Origin of the sequence: Anoxybacillus pushchinoensis (assembly GCF_900111795.1) — a bacterium.
GTDB classification, from domain to species: Bacteria; Bacillota; Bacilli; order Bacillales; family Anoxybacillaceae; genus Anoxybacillus; species Anoxybacillus pushchinoensis.
Window position 1 is genome coordinate 26,528 of sequence record NZ_FOJQ01000020.1, and the last position, 16,902, is coordinate 43,429.

General features: G+C 40.2%; 18 protein-coding genes, 1 other RNA gene, 2 pseudogenes and 1 riboswitch. Of the genes and pseudogenes, 5 read left to right on the top strand and 16 right to left on the bottom strand.

The window, feature by feature from the left end; all coding sequences use genetic code 11:
* Positions 1 to 10 precede the first annotated feature (10 nt).
* The 4 genes from BM213_RS07405 to BM213_RS07420 all read right to left on the bottom strand — a co-directional run bounded on the left by BM213_RS07405 (position 11) and on the right by BM213_RS07420 (position 2,908).
* Positions 11 to 1,738, bottom strand: a complete 1,728-nt coding sequence (locus tag BM213_RS07405; protein ID WP_091702570.1) for a putative bifunctional diguanylate cyclase/phosphodiesterase — start codon at positions 1,736 to 1,738, stop codon at positions 11 to 13.
* Between the two features lie 57 nt (positions 1,739 to 1,795).
* Positions 1,796 to 2,186: RNase P RNA component class B (gene rnpB / locus BM213_RS07410), an RNA gene on the bottom strand.
* Positions 2,187 to 2,253: 67 nt separating this feature from the next.
* Positions 2,254 to 2,550 (bottom strand): cell division regulator GpsB, encoded by a 297-nt coding sequence (gene gpsB, locus BM213_RS07415; RefSeq protein WP_003396051.1) that lies wholly within the window; start codon positions 2,548 to 2,550, stop codon positions 2,254 to 2,256.
* 124 nt (positions 2,551 to 2,674) lie between these two features.
* Positions 2,675 to 2,908, bottom strand: a complete 234-nt coding sequence (locus BM213_RS07420) for a CotD family spore coat protein (RefSeq protein WP_003396049.1) — start codon at positions 2,906 to 2,908, stop codon at positions 2,675 to 2,677.
* A gap of 372 nt (positions 2,909 to 3,280) precedes the next feature.
* On the opposite strand from BM213_RS07420, the gene BM213_RS07425 reads away from it, so the two are divergent.
* The 4 genes from BM213_RS07425 to BM213_RS07440 are packed head-to-tail and all read left to right on the top strand — an operon-like array spanning position 3,281 to position 5,660.
* Positions 3,281 to 4,648, top strand: coding sequence for a globin-coupled sensor protein (locus BM213_RS07425; protein WP_091702573.1), 1,368 nt, complete (start codon positions 3,281 to 3,283; stop codon positions 4,646 to 4,648).
* A 23-nt stretch (positions 4,649 to 4,671) separates the two neighbouring features.
* Complete coding sequence (locus tag BM213_RS07430; protein WP_091702537.1) at positions 4,672 to 5,001, top strand: hypothetical protein; 330 nt, start codon at positions 4,672 to 4,674, stop codon at positions 4,999 to 5,001.
* Positions 4,979 to 5,374: an ATP-binding protein gene (locus BM213_RS07435; protein WP_091702540.1), complete on the top strand. Its 396-nt coding sequence runs from the start codon at positions 4,979 to 4,981 to the stop codon at positions 5,372 to 5,374. The genes BM213_RS07430 and BM213_RS07435 overlap by 23 nt, the downstream gene beginning before the upstream one ends.
* Positions 5,367 to 5,660, top strand: coding sequence for an STAS domain-containing protein (locus BM213_RS07440; protein WP_091702542.1), 294 nt, complete (start codon positions 5,367 to 5,369; stop codon positions 5,658 to 5,660). The genes BM213_RS07435 and BM213_RS07440 overlap by 8 nt, the downstream gene beginning before the upstream one ends.
* A gap of 20 nt (positions 5,661 to 5,680) precedes the next feature.
* Here BM213_RS07440 and BM213_RS07445 read toward each other — a convergent pair whose 3' ends face one another.
* The 4 genes from BM213_RS07445 to thiM all read right to left on the bottom strand — a co-directional run bounded on the left by BM213_RS07445 (position 5,681) and on the right by thiM (position 9,239).
* Positions 5,681 to 6,817 (bottom strand): fused response regulator/phosphatase, encoded by a 1,137-nt coding sequence (locus BM213_RS07445; RefSeq protein WP_091702544.1) that lies wholly within the window; start codon positions 6,815 to 6,817, stop codon positions 5,681 to 5,683.
* Positions 6,818 to 6,914: 97 nt separating this feature from the next.
* Positions 6,915 to 7,685 (bottom strand): enoyl-CoA hydratase, encoded by a 771-nt coding sequence (locus tag BM213_RS07450; RefSeq protein WP_244149213.1) that lies wholly within the window; start codon positions 7,683 to 7,685, stop codon positions 6,915 to 6,917.
* A gap of 108 nt (positions 7,686 to 7,793) precedes the next feature.
* Complete coding sequence (gene thiE / locus BM213_RS07455; RefSeq protein ID WP_091702546.1) at positions 7,794 to 8,447, bottom strand: thiamine phosphate synthase; 654 nt, start codon at positions 8,445 to 8,447, stop codon at positions 7,794 to 7,796.
* Entirely contained in the window at positions 8,448 to 9,239 is a 792-nt protein-coding gene (gene thiM / locus BM213_RS07460) for a hydroxyethylthiazole kinase (protein ID WP_091702548.1), read from the bottom strand.
* 60 nt (positions 9,240 to 9,299) lie between these two features.
* Positions 9,300 to 9,415: riboswitch (TPP riboswitch) on the bottom strand.
* A 163-nt stretch (positions 9,416 to 9,578) separates the two neighbouring features.
* Between thiM and hcp the strand changes: the two genes are divergently transcribed.
* Entirely contained in the window at positions 9,579 to 10,868 is a 1,290-nt protein-coding gene (hcp, locus tag BM213_RS07465) for a hydroxylamine reductase (protein ID WP_091702550.1), read from the top strand.
* A 32-nt stretch (positions 10,869 to 10,900) separates the two neighbouring features.
* Here the strand turns inward: hcp and BM213_RS07470 are convergent, their stop codons facing one another.
* The 8 genes and pseudogenes from BM213_RS07470 to BM213_RS07505 form a co-directional block, all read right to left on the bottom strand.
* Positions 10,901 to 11,428 (bottom strand): thermonuclease family protein, encoded by a 528-nt coding sequence (locus BM213_RS07470; protein ID WP_091702553.1) that lies wholly within the window; start codon positions 11,426 to 11,428, stop codon positions 10,901 to 10,903.
* Positions 11,425 to 12,051 carry a histidine phosphatase family protein gene (locus tag BM213_RS07475; RefSeq protein ID WP_091702555.1) on the bottom strand — a complete coding sequence of 209 codons (627 nt, stop codon included), beginning with the start codon at positions 12,049 to 12,051 and terminating at the stop codon, positions 11,425 to 11,427. Before BM213_RS07475 ends, BM213_RS07470 begins: the two co-directional genes overlap by 4 nt.
* 56 nt (positions 12,052 to 12,107) lie before the next feature.
* Positions 12,108 to 12,806: an ABC transporter ATP-binding protein gene (locus BM213_RS07480; protein WP_091702558.1), complete on the bottom strand. Its 699-nt coding sequence runs from the start codon at positions 12,804 to 12,806 to the stop codon at positions 12,108 to 12,110.
* A complete protein-coding gene (locus BM213_RS07485; RefSeq protein WP_091702560.1) occupies positions 12,799 to 13,608 on the bottom strand; it encodes an ABC transporter permease in 810 nt (269 codons plus the stop codon). The genes BM213_RS07480 and BM213_RS07485 overlap by 8 nt, the downstream gene beginning before the upstream one ends.
* Entirely contained in the window at positions 13,605 to 14,054 is a 450-nt protein-coding gene (locus tag BM213_RS07490; RefSeq protein WP_091702563.1) for a nitrous oxide reductase accessory protein NosL, read from the bottom strand. Before BM213_RS07490 ends, BM213_RS07485 begins: the two co-directional genes overlap by 4 nt.
* On the bottom strand, positions 14,051 to 15,292 hold the full coding sequence (locus BM213_RS07495) for a right-handed parallel beta-helix repeat-containing protein (RefSeq protein WP_244149214.1): 1,242 nt from the start codon (positions 15,290 to 15,292) through the stop codon (positions 14,051 to 14,053). Before BM213_RS07495 ends, BM213_RS07490 begins: the two co-directional genes overlap by 4 nt.
* A gap of 176 nt (positions 15,293 to 15,468) precedes the next feature.
* Positions 15,469 to 15,753, bottom strand: a pseudogene (locus tag BM213_RS07500) (EAL domain-containing protein); the annotation flags it as partial.
* 149 nt (positions 15,754 to 15,902) lie between these two features.
* Positions 15,903 to 16,568, bottom strand: a pseudogene (locus BM213_RS07505) (RNA-guided endonuclease InsQ/TnpB family protein); the annotation flags it as partial.
* Between the last annotated feature and the right edge of the window lie 334 nt (positions 16,569 to 16,902).

A 16,902-nucleotide genomic window follows, 5' to 3' on the forward strand; every position in this document is an offset into this window, starting at 1 on the left:
CATTCACCTTTCATTTTATATATCCATCCCACTCTTGAATAAATGATTGCAATTCATTAAATGGCATTGGTTTTGAAATGTAATATCCTTGTGCAAAATCGCACCGTTGCGCCTTTAAAAAAGCATACTGTTGTTCTGTTTCAACACCTTCTGCCACAACAGCTAAGTGCAAATTGTGTGCCATCATAATAATTGTAGATACAATCGTCGCATCATCACTATATAAAGAGAGACGTCGAATAAATGATTGATCAATTTTTAAAACATCAATTGGAAAACGATGTAAATAACTTAAAGAAGAAAAACCTGTCCCGAAGTCATCAATCGCCAACTTAAAACCGTACTGTTTAAGCTGTACAAGTTTTTGAACAGACTCCTCTGCATTCGGCATAATCGTGCTTTCCGTTAGCTCAAATTTAAAAAAACGCGGGTGAACATTGTTCGCTTTTACAATATGTGATACTTGTTCAACAAAATCATCTTGTTGAAAATGGACAGCTGAGATGTTTACTCCGACTTTCATATGCGGAGCGAACGAATGTATCGCCTTTATATGTATACACGTTTGTTCTAACAGCCATTTCGTAATTGGAACGATAAGTCCTGTCTCTTCTGCTAGCGGAATAAACTGCACTGGGGAAACGAATCCGATGTTTGATTGGTTCCAACGCAATAACGCCTCAATGACTTCAATTTTTTTCGTTTTCATATTCACGATCGGTTGATAGTAAACGTGTAGCTCGTTTCGTTCAATCGCTTTTCTCAAATGGTTTTCTAACGTTACAACTTCGCTTTGATAGTCTAATTTCGCTGTGTATAACTCAAAGCGATTTCGTCCACTTTCTTTCGCTTTTTGCATTGCACGATCGGCTCGGCGCAATAACGTTTCTTCGTCATCTCCATCGTTTGGATACATGCTTATACCGATGCTTGCCGAAATGTATACGTCCGAACCGTTCAGCATAAAAGGGGCTTGAAGCGCTTCAATCATCTGCTCAGCTGTATGAATCGCTTCTTGGGCATCCTTTAATTTAGGTAAAATAACAACAAACTCATCTCCACCAATACGAGCAAGCGTGTCTTTCGTACGCAATCGTTTTTTTAGTCGATTCGCCACTTTCTTCAACAATAAATCCCCACTATAATGGACTAGTTCGTCATTAATGTATTTAAATCGATCCAAATCGAGAAATAAGATCGCTAACTGTTGGTTATGACGTTGCGCCATATGAAGTAAATGTTGTAAACGTTTTGTAAATAGTTGGCGGTTTGGAACGTTGGTCAACACGTCATAATTTGACAGCCGTGCTAATTGCTCCATCGTCCGTTTATGTTGTGTCACATCTGAAAAAATGGCAACATAATGCGTCGGTTTTCCAGTAGCATCGCAAATCGCCTTAATCGTTAACCATTCAACAAACAATTCACCATTTTTTCTTTTATTCCAAATTTCTCCCTTCCAAATCCCATGGTCACGTAACGTTTCCCACATGTTTTCGTAAAACGTACGATCATGCAATCCGGAGCGAAGAATATTTGTCTTCCTTCCGAGCACTTCATCTTGTGTATAGCCTGTTACTGTTTCAAAGGCCGGATTAGCTAATAAAATATGCCCATTTTCATCGGTAACAATTATTCCTTCATCTGCCTCTTGAATAATGGTATAGGCGATAGCTAAAAATGTATCTGTTTCAAACAACGTCGACATACGTTTCTTCACAACACGCTCTCCCCTCATGTCTGCAAAACAAAAACTCCCCTGACGATGTGCAGGAGAGTTATGCCATGAATCATGTTCTGTAAGCCATGTTCTGTTCCGTCGTACTGCAAACGGCTTGCGCCTCGTACTCCGGCGGTAATCATCTATCTACAGGCATCCGCCTGTCCTTCTCTCCGTTCATTTCCTTTGAGAAGGTGCCCCTACCATCATTTGGGTTTCTCGCTCGTGGGGTTTACCGCGTTCCACTCTTGCCGTTTCCAGCAAGACTACGTCACTGTGGCACTTTAAAGGTAGTCGAGCCATATCCGATACGGACGTAGGCTCTTTCCCTGCCGTCAGCCCAGCTTGCCGCCAGACTGCCCTAGCTTATGAATTCGCTAGGCACGAACACTACGGGCATCTCAGCACCGTGCGAGCATGGACTTTCCTCTACGATGCATATGCATCGCAGCGATTACCCGAACATGATTCATGTAAGCATATGATAGTATATCCGAAACGATAAGCCAAATCAATAGAAAAGGTTGGAATATTTATTCATACAGTTTGCTTCCGAAAACATGTTTTTCTAAATTGGAAAGACGTTGCAAAATATCAAAGTTCGTCGTTCCTGCTTGAGATGGCTGACGTTTTTGCGCCTCCTGCAATTGGCTTTTCAAACGTGTATTTTCTTGTTGTAGTTGTTCAATCATTTGATGAAATGTTTCATAGTCTTTAATAATTAAGTCGAGAAAGCGATCGACTTCATCTTGATTGTATCCGCGCATGCTTATTTTAAACTCTTTTTCAAGAATGTCTTTTGCTGTTAAGTTGATGCGATCCGAAAGCACGTTTGCTCACCTCAATTGTCTATGTCTACACCTATTCTTTCAAAAAAAGCAGTCATTGTCAATTTTTCATTTTCACAAAGTTCGTCTTTTTTTCGACAAAAAACCGAAGGCGTTTCGCCTTCGGTTAAAACGGTCTCGGAAACGGACCAGAACCTGGACAAACAACATGTTGATGCGATACATCGTTAACAACAGATTGCGTATGTGGAAAATAATGTTGATGCTGGAACAAATGATGATTCACATACGTCGTATGTGACGGATGAATGTGTGGCACAATCGTCATTTGCATTTGATGTTGTGTACAGCACTTCGTCGGATAAACGATTGGCGGCATCATATTTGGACGACAATGCATATTTCATACCCCTTTCGTATTGAATTTCGTTACATTACTAGCGTATGTATCAAGGGGTATACATGTACTAATGGAAATACCTATTTTACATGAACGTATAAATGTTATGCTTCATATTAGCAAAAAGGACGACTGTAGCCCCGATTAAAACGAAAAATAAGTACAAAATTTTTTTACTCATCATTCTCTCTCCGTAGCTTATATTGTTCACAAATATACATTCTACTCGATTCAATTGTATTCGACAAGCCGGAAAAATATTGTCATTTTTTGCGCTTCCCTCGGAAATAAAATAAAAATTTTCCTTCTTCTTTTCTTTGCACATGATATAATGTTTTTGGGGGATTTTTTATGAAAATTGGAGGGAATGCGATGTCAAAATGTCCGTTTCATGCTCTTTTTAATGAACGTGGAGCCATTCAACTTTTTCGCAAAAAGCACCAACAAGAAAAAGAAAATACAACTTCTCGCTCTCCTACCACTGAACATGTTGCTACATATTATCGCCAACTCGCCTCAAGCGATCGGAAGCAACAAATTGCTTTTGTCCAATTAACAGAAGAAGATGTACAGCAGCTCGCCTCCATTCGCCCGCTGTTTGCTAAACATGTAGAGCGAATCGTGGATGCGTTTTATGATCAAGTTGGACAAATGCCGCATTTAAGAAAAATTATCGACCATCATTCCACAATCGATCGCTTAAAACAAACGTTACGCGCGTATTTAATGGATATGGTTTCTGGAGAAATTGGCGACCAGTATGTCATTCGCCGAAAAGTGATCGGCAATGTGCATAACCGAATCGGCCTATTCCCAGAATGGTATTTAGGCGCTTACGCAATCATTCAAAACGAAGTGCTTCACATACTCATGGAGGAGTTACATCCGACAGAGGCAACAGCTGTATACCGTTCATTCAACAAGCTTTGCTCTTTTGATATGCAAATTGCCATTGAAACGTATATTGAAGCGTATACATCGTCCATGATGAAATTAAACGAAATTGCAGAGTTGCAACATCGTTTAACGGAATCATCGACAACGCTCGCTTCAAGCGCAGAAGAAACGACCGCTTCCATTTTTGAAGTACAAAAAAATGTCCAAAACATGTTAGATGAAGTAACGACCATCCAGCGTCAATCCGTCCAAATGACAGAGCGTGTTGAAAAAGGAAAAGAAGATGTGAAACAAACATTAACAAAACTCGATGGCGTTGCTAAATTAATCGAAGGAACAAAATCGTTGACAAACGAACTAACAGATAGCTCGCGAAAAATTGGGGAAATCGTCAATGCCATTCGGAGCATTTCAAACCAGACGAACATTTTATCATTAAATGCCAACATTGAAGCAGCTCGCGCTGGTGAACATGGAAAAGGGTTTGCCGTTGTAGCCAATGAGGTGCGAAAGCTTGCTACGCAAACCGAGCAATCGCTAGACTACATTCAAAATCACATCGATGTTGTCCAACAAACGATTCGAAAATTTGAACATGCGTTTCAACAAATCGTAGAAGAAACGCGAGCATTTCGTCAAGCAAATGAAAGCATTATTCATATTTTTGATCAGTCTGTCACCGATGTAAAATCAACAAACAAAAAAATTGATCAATTTACTTCGCTTATCGGACAGTTTCGTCAAATGTTTGATGAAATTTCAGCAGCTGCGTCACAAATCGCTGAAATGGCAGAACAGTTAAACGATTTAAATCAAGAGTTGAGCGAAAAGTTTAATTCGTAATTGTTAAACGGAGGAAGATAACGATGAAACACCCACGGCTGAAATATGAGCAACGAACGTTTGCACAGATCGATGAAATGGCGGAAACTTTGCTTCACGAAGCAAACGAACAGCTCATTCGCATCGATATGGGACTTCTTCCAAACGATGTCCAATCACGCAATTATGCGAAATTTCGCCTGATGCATTTGCAACGTTCATTCGGAGAAAGCATTCCGCTGTCGTTTCGTTCGACGTATAACTCCTTATGGAGTCAATTGTACCGTCTCGAGCATCAAGGTGATTATAAACATCCGTACATTCAGCAACTTTTGATTCAATTAAAAAGCCATGATTCAAGCTCAACTAAATGAAACGAATTATAGTACAACGATCTCGGTGATGCTCGAGCAGTTAGATAGTCGTATCCAACTAGATGAAATGCAAAAATATACGATTCAACTTATATTATGGGAGCTTGTTTCAAATGTGATCCGTTACTCCACAAAAAAACATGCTGCTGTGCATATTAGTTGGTCAGATGAAGCAATCATCATTGAAGTCATTGATGAAGGAGACGGGTTTCAATGGGAGGAACAACTAAATGCTCCTCCTCCTGATTTAACTCGCCAAGGAGGGCGCGGACTTTTTCTCGTTCAACAGCTTTCCTCACATTTTTCATTTGACGAAAAAGGGAAACGTGCCGTCGTCATGATCGCACGAAAAAAGGGGGAAAAACATGATTAACATTGTAACATATGATGACAAAATCGTTGTCTCTTTTCAGCAAGATATTAACTTTGAGACGTCACGCATCATGGAAGAAACAATTCAATCGCAGCCGTGGGATACATCTCATTTACAAATTGATTTATCTGCCGTTCGGTTTATTGACAGCTCTGGTGTTCGTTTGCTCATCAGCTGGTTATATCCGCTGAAAGATCGAGTGCGCATTGAAATGACAGGTGTTTCAGCTCCTATTAAACATATACTATCCATTTGTCAGCTCGATCAAATTGTTGACATCAAATAAGCGATCTTTCGAAAGATCGCTTATTTGATGTGAATGGAAACGAACGTAATATCGTCATTTCCTTTATCATGTTGTACTTCTTCGTTTATTCTCTTTACCATCTGATCAAACGAATGGGCCGTTTGCATCGTATATGCGAGTTGCTTTGCACATTCTTCACCTAAAACTTCCATTAATCCATCTGTGTAAAGAATAAGATACGCATCATGCTGAAAAGAAATTGTGCCTTTTTTATATGGAGCGTTTGAAACAATGCCGATTGGAATGCCTCCTTCTTTTAAAAGCATCGTTTTTTGTTCGGTCATCAATATTGCTGGAGGATGACCTGCGTTGACATACTCAATGACTTTCTTTTTTACATCAATCGTTCCATAAAAAGCTGTAAAATAATACTTTGTCTCTTTCCCGAACAATTGAAACGCATGGCGATTTAACTCATGTACAACAACAAGTGGATCTGTCACCTTCGTCATTAAACCGTGTAATAGCGAGCGAATCGACATGGCAACAAGGGCTGAAGCCACACCGTGTCCCATGACATCAATAATGATAAAAGCATATAAATGCGGGCGAACTTGTTGCCAAAAATATAAATCGCCAGACAACTGGGATGACGGAATATAATGACCGATAAAATGAACATCTTCATTATTCATTGGTTCTGGAAGCAATCCTTCTTGAACGAGACGCGCTACACGCAAATCTTCATTCATCTTTTTTTGCATCGTCCACATATGACGATAACTTTCCATATATGCTTCATTCGTTCTTTTCAGTTGATCCATCGTTTCTTTTTGACGATACGCTAACTGCACACGAGCAACAAGTTCGATCATTGTGAACGGCTTACGAATGTAATCAAACACCCCCGCTTTAAATGCTTCTTCTAGCTTTTGTTCATCATCACATCCCGTGACCATCAACACTGGAACATGTTGGAGTTGCTCATGTTGTTTCAACCGCCGACACCATTCAATACCATTCGTTCCCGGCATGCAAATATCCATTAAAATGACATCTACATGTTGTGAAAGTACAAATGCGTACGCTTCATCTGCATGTTCGAACGGATAAATGGAAATATGTTCAATATGCTCAAGCATCGCCTCCATCATTTCTAATGTCGGCATATAATCATCAACAATAACCACTTTCATTTTTGGCCGCCCTTTTCAACGTAATTTTCCTCTATTTCATTTATACACATCATACATTGAAAAAGGCTAGTGCAAAAATGAAAGTTTCGCAAATTTTTTATTTCCCGCTAAAATGAGGACGGCGCTTTTCTAAAAAGGCTCGAATGCCTTCCTCGTGATCTTTTGTTTTGCGCATATGTGCTTGATACACCGTTTCCATTTGCAACGTCTTTAACAATTGTTCTTCGCTTAAACGGGCATATAACTGTTTTGTCGCAATCATGGCACGAATCGGTTTAGATAACCATTCATTCACTTTGTGCTGAATCGCTTGTTCATCACCGATTTCATCAACGAGTCCCACTTCATATGCCTCTTGTGCACTCATTATTTTTCCTTCCCATATGATTTGTTTTGATTTGACATCTCCAATTTTCCGTTTTAAAAAGAAGTGTCCACCCCCATCTGGGATGAGTCCAATTCCAATAAAATTCATGGCAACACGGGCTTGCTCATTTGCGATAACATGGTCACAGGCGAGCGCTAAACTAAATCCTAATCCGGCTGCGGCCCCATGCACGTAACTGATCGTTAGTTTTGGTAATTGATGCAATGTAATAGCAATTTGTTTGATTGTGTCCATTACAGTTATGAATGAATGTTCATTCGTTGATTGCAACATCGTTTTAATGTCGCCGCCTGCACTAAACGCCTTACCGCGACCGCGAATGATGACGATATCCGCTTCGCTGTTTTCCACTTCCTTTAACGCCTCAAGCAATTCGAGCAACATTTGCTCATGCAAAGCATTTAATGCATCAGGACGATTCAATTCAATCGTTGCCACTCGGCCCTCATATGACAAAATAATATGTTCCACTCTCTCCATCCCCTCTCTCATTTGTTCGCTGTTCTTTTTCGACGCATATGAATAAAATCCTGCAAAAAACAAAGCGAGTTTTACATACGATTGTTGTCACCATAAAAAAAGACGACATTACCCGTCGCCTCTTCGTTTCGCATGCATCACTGTCTCATATAAACGTTTTGTTTGTTCACAAATATGTTCCGCACGACAAATGGCAGAAATGACAGCAATTCCGTCTGCCCCCGCTTCAATGACTTGCCGTGCTGTTTGTTCTGTAATTCCACCGATAGCAACGAGCGGAACGTGCTTTTCATAGGTGCGAATATGTTCAATCATCGCCAAACCACACGCTTGCTTTGCATCATCTTTTGAAACGGTCGGAAAAATAGGACCTAATCCAACATAATCAGCGTGAGCGGCAAGCGCTTGCCGCACTTCAGCAAGGTTGTGAACAGACACTCCTAAATATTTATCCCCTATTCGATCGCGAACACGCGCTGCCTCTTCATCATCTTGACCAACGTGAACACCATCTGCTTGTAAAGCAAGCGCTAAATCGACATCATCATTTACAATGAACGGAATGTTGTGATCTTTGCATCGTTCAAACAATTTCTCAGCTAAACGATATTTTTCAAGCCCTGTCAGCGCCTTCTTTCCTTTTTCCCGAAACTGAAACATCGTAATTCCACCTTGAATCGCCTCATCAAGCACAGTGAGCGGATCTCTTGTACAATCGCCACTCCCCATAATAAAATATAGCGACAACATATGTTTCATCATTCATTCCCCTCGAATTCGCGCATATGTATCGACTTCTTCTGCCGTCGTCTCATATAAAGCATTTAAAAAGGCAAGTTGAAAAGCCCCAGGCGCTTTTGCATGTTTTGCTGCTTTTTCGGCTGCTACCCCGTAGTAAGCGAGCGCTGCGACAGATGACTCGATTACATTTTCTCCCACACTAGCAAACGCGCCTAACACCGCGCTTAACAAGCAGCCTGTCCCTGTCACTTTCGTCAACATTGCATCACCATTTGAAACGATCGTTACACGCTCCCCATCTGTCACAATATCATCTTTTCCCGTTACAACAACTGTGCAACGAAATGTACGCGCCGCTTTTTTCGCTACATGCACGACATCGCCTTGAACGTCCCCTGCATCTACTCCTTTTGTACGCACTTGTTCTCCGGCAACGCTTGCGATTTCTGACGCATTTCCGCGCAAAATGGAAACGTTCACTTCTTGTAATATACGCTGCGCTGTTTTTGTACGGTATGCCGTCGCACCTGCTCCAACAGGATCAAAAATGACTGGAATATTTACTTCATTCGCTGCCTTTCCAGCAATAATCATAGCTTCTACGTCTGTTTCATTTAATGTTCCGATGTTTAATACGAGAGCGCGAGCCAAACGAACCATATCACTTACTTCTTCTTTTGCATACGCCATGACAGGAGACGCCCCAACAGCAAGTAAACCATTGGCCACAAAATTGGTTACCACGACATTCGTCATATTATGTACGAGCGGCGATTGTTCTCTGACGAGCGTTAGCCATTGTCCAGCTTTCATTATTCATTCCCCCCTTTAAAAATAAAAAACTAGTCGGACAGAATCGACTAGTTTGTACTTACAAAACATAGCCTACTTCCCTCCGCTGGTATAAACCAGATCAGGTTCAAAGGGTTGGAAAACTGATTGCGCGTTTTCCTCTCAGCCATCGCCATCCGGCACCCCTAGTAGTTTCGTTCATTCAGTTTTCTTTTATTCTAATACATTTTTCCTCGTCATTCAATATAAAACATTGTCAATTTTCGTTCACATTTTTGCATAAAGGTGTGATACATATCACTTACGCCGTTGTTATTTTTCCCTATTGTTAAAGTGTTAACAAGAAAAGGAGGGGTTTTCATGTTTTGTCATCAATGCGAACAAACACCAACAGGGGGATGCACGGTTGTCGGCGTCTGCGGAAAGGATGAAACGATTGCAAGCTTACAAGATACAATCGTATTTGCACTGAAAGGAATTGCTGCCTATCGCACACACGCTCACCAACTCGGATACACTGATCCATTTGTGGATACAACGACACATGAAGCGTTATATATGACGTTAACAAACTCTAATTTTAACGTACAAGAACATTTAGACATGGCAATGAAAGTCGGAAAAGCTGCGATTCGTGTGATGGAACTGCTCGACCGGGCACATACAGAAAGACTTGGCATTCCTCAACCTGTTCGTGTATCCCAAAATAAAATCGAAGGAAAATGTATTCTCGTTACGGGACATAACTTATTTGCACTTGAACAATTATTGAAGCAAACAGAAGGAAAAGGGATTAACATTTACACGCATTCCGAAATGCTCCCAGCACACGGTTATCCGCAATTAAAAAAATATAAACATTTAAAAGGAAACGTCGGAAAAGCATGGTACGACCAACGTCGCCTATTCGAAAAATTCCCTGGTGCCATTTTAGCAACAACAAACTGCGTCATGCCGATTAAAGGTTCATACGCTGATCGCATGTTTTCATATGATGTAGCAGGATTAGAACATGTACAAAAAATTGAAAACGATGATTTTACACCACTCATTGAAAAGGCGCTACAACTTCCAGAAGCGAATATCGAATCAGACGAAACGTTAGTTACTGGCTTCCATCATGAAACAGTTATTCAAATCGCACCGGAGATTATTCAAGCTGTAAAAGAAGAAAAAATTCAGCGCTTTTTCGTGATCGCAGGCTGTGACGCTCCTGGGAAAGGTGGTGAATATTATCGCTCCCTAGCGACATCTTTGCCAGACAACACTGTTATCTTAACAACGTCTTGCGGAAAGTTTCGCTTTAACGATGTCGATTATGGTGTTGTTCCTGGCACAAACATTCCACGGTACATTGACTTAGGACAATGCAACAACTCGATTTCAACAGTGAAAATTGCGATGGCGCTTGCGGAGGCGTTTGAATGTGAAGTGAACGAATTGCCTGTTAGCATCGTCCTCTCATGGTTCGAACAAAAAGCGGTTGCTGTTTTGCTCGGATTGTTTAGTTTAGGTATTCAAGATATTCGAATTGGACCAAAAGCACCCCATTTCGTTTCTGAAGGTGTATTGCACGTATTGCAAGAAATGTTCGGTCTTAAACTGATTGGCGATGTCGAAGAGGATATGCGAGCTATGTTAGCACACTAAAAGGGCTGACCTCTCCAGCCCTCTCTTTATATTCACGAAGCTTCATCCAACCACACGCTCATATTAAACCCTTTTTCCGTTACGTAGCCATCAACGCTCCATATTCGTTTTTTCGCTTTTTTCGCTTGCTCTTGCGCACGATACAATCGCTCCACATATTTCGTATCAGGTTCAAATACATAAGCTACACGCGCAAGCCCTTCTTTTACAATTAATTCTTGATACAATGTTTGTTCATCTATCCATATGTACGCAAGCAGTCGACCGTAACGATCGTACGGAGAGGGTTTCTCGCTCAATTCAACAATTACTCGTTGATGAAGAAGAACGTCTTTAGCAAATTGTTTTGCCTCCTCACCGTATGCTTGTTTTTCACGATACGTTTCCGGCGTATCAATATTTAATAGACGGATTGTTACTAATTCTCCATCCTTTTTTATTTTTACTGTATCTCCGTCAACGACATGTTGTACTGTCGCAACAAAAGTTGTTCCTTTATCTTGTTGCGTGCAACCACCAATAAAGAACATTGTAACAACAACAATCATCCATTTCTTCATGAGTACATCTTCTCCCCTTCAAGATGTGAGATATCCGATTCACTTTCAATCTTCCAACCCTTTCCGTCGAACGAAACAATCGTAACGCTCGTTCCATATACGCGGCTATTTTCCCATAGCTGGGCGATCGTTTGCTGTTTCCAATAGACGAGAAGCGTACGAATGACCATGCCGTGCGTAACAACGAGAATATGGCCTTCCCGATGGTTTTCAGCAATATGATGAATAGCGGCAACAGCACGTTGCTGTACATCTAGAAACGTTTCGCCGACGCTCGGATGGTATGCGTTTGGTTCATGATAAAAGTGATAATGATTTCGCTCGTCCGTTTGAGCAATTTCTGCAATCGTTTTTCCCTCCCACCATCCTAAATGAATTTCGCGCAATCGCTCATCAAAATATAACGGGATATCACGTTGCTCTAAAACAATTTGTGCTGTTTCTTTTGTCCGATCACTCGGACTACAATATGCCGCTACAAACGGAATCGCGCACAACCGGTGATGTAAAAGCGACGCATGTCTTTTCCCTGTTTCCGTTAAGGGAGAATCTTTCCATCCTTGCATTCGTTGTTGTGCATTCCACTCTGTCTCCCCGTGACGAATGACATACAATGTTAACATCTAAGCCCCTCCTTCGAATAAACGAAAAAAAGCAAGCAACGATTGCTTACTTTTCATTATGTCATACGTTGTGAAATTTGCGCAAAAAATATAGACTCTAACGATTTTTCATGTTGACAAAGCTTAGAAACAGAATCATATATAAGCATTTGACCTTGATGAATAAAGGCAACAGTATCTGCAATTTCTTCTACAATTGACAGCATATGTGTCGAAAAGATGATCGCTTTTCCCTTTTCTTTTTCAGCTTGAATCAATCGTTTAAATTCCCATACCCAGTACGGATCTAAGCCGTTTGTCGGTTCGTCTAAAATAAGGAGTGGAGCATCAGCTAAAAGCGCTTGCGCAAAAGCAAGGCGCTGTTGCATTCCTTTTGAATACGTCTTCACTTGTTTATGCTGGTCATTCGTTAACCCAACAAGCTCTAAACATTGTTTCACACGCTCGACAGTTGCTCCTTGCCATCGGCCGAATAGAGATAATACTTCATAGCCAGTTAAAAGCGGAGGAAACTGCAGATGATCGGGCATGAAAGAAAACCATCGTTTGTCATCACTTTGAACTTGCTTCCCGTTAACAAATATATGACCTCTCGTTTTAGGAAGCTGTCCGATCAACATTTTAATAATCGTGCTTTTTCCTGCACCGTTGCCACCGCATAACGCTAGACATTGTCCTGGTTGAATAGAAAAAGAAATATTTTCTACTTTATTTTGCTCGTTATATATTTTCGTCAACTGTTTCACTTCAAGCATGATGTTTCCCTCGCTTCATCCATACGTTCATGAAAAGTAATGGCACAATTACCCATATACACGCGATTACAGCGAACGTAAATTGTCCACTTGTGCTTTCCGCCCATGTCGACCATTCATATAGTTGCGGTCCGAACAATGTACTGCTTTTCATTGCTGCCACTGTCCAAACACGCATCAGCTCAACTGGATTCAATATGATCGATAGCCCAAATAATAAGATTGTCCACTGTTTTGGAGCGACTGACAACAACGCTAATACGATAAATTCATAAAACAAAACGAAAAATGCCCAAACAAACAAGCTCACACCGAGTGCTTGCAAACGATTAGAGGCAATAAGCCCAATCCATAAAGCAATGGCTAAAAAAATGCTCGTTAATATGATTGTTAATACAAATGAAAGGAAAAAAAATGTTGACCATGTTCCTCCCGTCATAAAAAGAACGATGCTTGCACTTCCGTATCCAAATGCAATCACTGTCCATAACGATATGCAACTACCTACATATAGCCCAAGAGTCAACGAACGAATAGAAATCGGATATGTTTGGATAAGCGCTAACCGACCGTCCTCTTTTTCTCCCGCAATAAATAAACTGCCTGCTAATAATGAAACAAGGGGAACAAGTAAAAGAGACAAGTTTAATAATGCAGCCGTCGAACGTGTAAATCCTCCTGTAGCTTCGTGTCCGCTGCCAGCGATGACGGCTGATGATAAAAGCGCAAATAGCACAGCAAAACTTACGAGCCATTTGCTACGAATCATCACCATCCATTGATATTTCATTGCTGTATTCATTGTTCAAATCCCCACCGATGTTGTTTTAGTTGTTCATACGTCCACAACTGCCCTTGTCCTTCTTTCTCCATATACGCTTTTGCATTTTGTTCATTTGCAAATGAAACGACGCCATAGCTCATCGGTGTCCAATAAGTTGCATTGTACACGTAAACGGCTTGTTCAAGCTCAACCCATTCCCCATTTGTTACATCACGAACATATAGCTTAGCTATATCATCATCGTTTTGTTGATTCATCCATTCCATCATGCAACCAATATCATCAAACGTATAAACCGTTCCGTCTTTTAAAATCGCTTCTGTAGCATATTGCTCTGCCGCTATCCCCATATTACAAACGACGCACACATCTATATCCGGATTAATTTCTTTCGGTTCGTATGCGTTCTCTCCACTGCATGCAACAAGAAAACATAAAAACAACAGACTAGCGATTTTTTTCATTTTATTTTTCTCCTCCCATATTCAAGCATAGTCAAACTACTTAACAATAAGATGCTTCCAAACAACAACAGTTTCCATGACCATTTTTTTCGTTCGTTTTGCCTATCAGGAATATCCATTAACGGAAATCGATCTTCGCCTTGTGCTTGTGCTTGCGCAAAAAAGGACTCCGTTGTATCGAGAAGCGCTAACGCAGGACTTTGAAAATAAAATTGCACACTTGGCCATCGTTGTAATAATCGGCTATACATGGAACGAATACGATGAGGGGCATCTCCAATACCGTCGTCGTTCCAATCGTAAAACCGATACGTATCCCAATAGTTCCCCTTTTCCCCATCATCAAATACGATAGGTGCACCTTGAATAAGGGCATCTTCCATATTTCCTAAAAATTGATTTTCTACAACGATGGCATCTTTATTTTCATATAAGCTATGTAGCGCTCGATAGTTATTTATAAATTCATTACCCCTTATTTCACATTGGCGTGCATTTTGTAACGATAAAGCTGTATTATTATGACGCAACGTATTATTGTGCATCACGACATGTTCACTATCATAAATGAGCACTCCATATCCGCGATAGTCGAGTTGTTTAGCGATCGTGTTGCGCTCAATTGTAAACTGCTTTGACATCATCATCATAATCCCATTAATATTTTCGGTCATTACATTTTCTTTCGCTATTCCGCCTTCGGCATACATCAAATGGATAGCATAACGAGAAGCTATTATTTCATTTTTCTTCATCACTGTTTGCTTAGCCCAATCTAAATAAATACCGTCTTGCACACGTGAAATATGATTATCGCGTATAGCGACATGCTTTGTCTTCAACAGGTGAATACCGTTCCCGCGTTGAGCAAAGTGAACATCACGACCTTGAATAACATTATTTACAATGTTGATGTGCATTCCGCTCTCTACATAAACACCGTAATGGGTGTCTTCAATACGAACATTTTTCAACGTGACATGTGAGCTTTCTTTAATGAACACACCCGCTCCTCTTCCGTACCCACTTTGACGAATCGTCATTCCTTCTACATGAACATGAGAAGCACGAATGACAACGACGTACTCACTCCCCTCTCCGTCAATCACTACTCCCGGCTCAGCGATGAAGCGGATCGACTTATCAATAGTAATCGGTCCTTTGTATACGCCTTGCTTTATGATTAGTACATCGCCATCATTTGCCCCATCAATCGCTTGCTGCAAATGTTTATGCACTACTATTTCCTCTCCATATACTGTTTTGGCAGACAAAAGTGTAAACATACATATAACTATAAAACATAAACGGTACATGTTCATTCATTCCTTATTTTCATCGTTTATACGTCCACATTAATGTAAAATTGTGAAGAAAAAAGAAAATATATGTGAACAAAATGTAAAAAGAGGCGTCAATGGAGCGCCTCTTTCGTCTCGTTATGTTGTTCAAGCCATTGAAGCAACTTTTCTGCCTCTAACGACTGACTAAAGTAAAATCCTTGGGCAAAATCACAGTCCATTTTTTGCAATAATGATACTTGATCGTCACGCTCTACCCCTTCAGCGAGCACTTGTAAATCCAAACTTTTCGCCAAATGAATAATTGTATCAACAATCGTCGCATCTTTTGAATTATCTGTAATATCCCGAATAAATGAACGATCAATTTTTAATAGAGAAACAGGCAAGTTGCGAATTTGACACTCCCCATGACTAAAGTCAGGGGATTCTTGGGTCGTTAGCGTCCTCATCCATTTCTGGTTCGGACAACGCCCAAGTTCGGGGGTGTGTCATCACCCCATCCCTAGGCAGGTCATATAGACCCTAGGGCTGGCGGACTATCGCTTTACGCTACACCATCTGCCATAGGTGCTTTCATTATATTTAACGCACCCACTCGATCTCGATGAGTTCTATACCCACAACATTTGCACACATATTTTCGATCATTTGCTTTATTTAACGTTTGACATTTAGGGCATTTTTGACTTGTATATTTAGGATTCACATATTCAACTTTTATACCTTCCAAATTTGCTTTATACTCAATGTATTTAGAGAGGCGATAAAATGACCATGTGTGCAAATTCTTCTCGTTTTTACGGCTTGTTCTTGCCGTGTTTCGGATATTCGTTAACTTTTCAAGACGAATCACCGAAACATGATTTTCTTTTGCAAAATTGACAATTTGTCTACTAATTTTATGATCTTGGTCTTTCATCCATCGCTGTTCTTTATTGCCAATTTGTTTAATTTTCTTTAACTGTTTTGCTTTTCCTAATTGTTGTCGAAGAACTTTATATTTTCGTCGAATATATTTGTTTTGTCTACCATTTCCAAAAAATCTTGTTTTGCTATTACTTGTTACTGCTACAACAGGCACTTTTAAACCTAAATCTACACCCATTATATTTTCGTCATTGTTTTGTTTTTCAACAACTTTTACAGCTACTTGAGCCATCCATTTTCCCGACTTTTTAGTTATTCTTAATGTACCCAAGTTATTATTTAATTGCTGTTTTTGATAATCAGTTAATCATTAGCATTGCATAAATATAGTTAGAATTTTCTGTTAATTATTTTTTGTGAATTTGTGCCAAAAAGACAAAACCTAAAGAAAGGCGGCACTGCCCATTTGGTAAATATATACAGTTAAATCAGAGCGACAACGACAAAAGGGAGATTATGGACTGGCTCGCCCATCAAATTTTCGCAACCAAACATAAGCTGGTTTCCACAGAGCTCTCTTTAACCAACGAGTAATTCGAAGTAGGGATTTCTTACTTTTCATCTCCAATTGAATGAGAACATGTAAGCAATACGTGATAAGGGCTAAGAAAATTTGA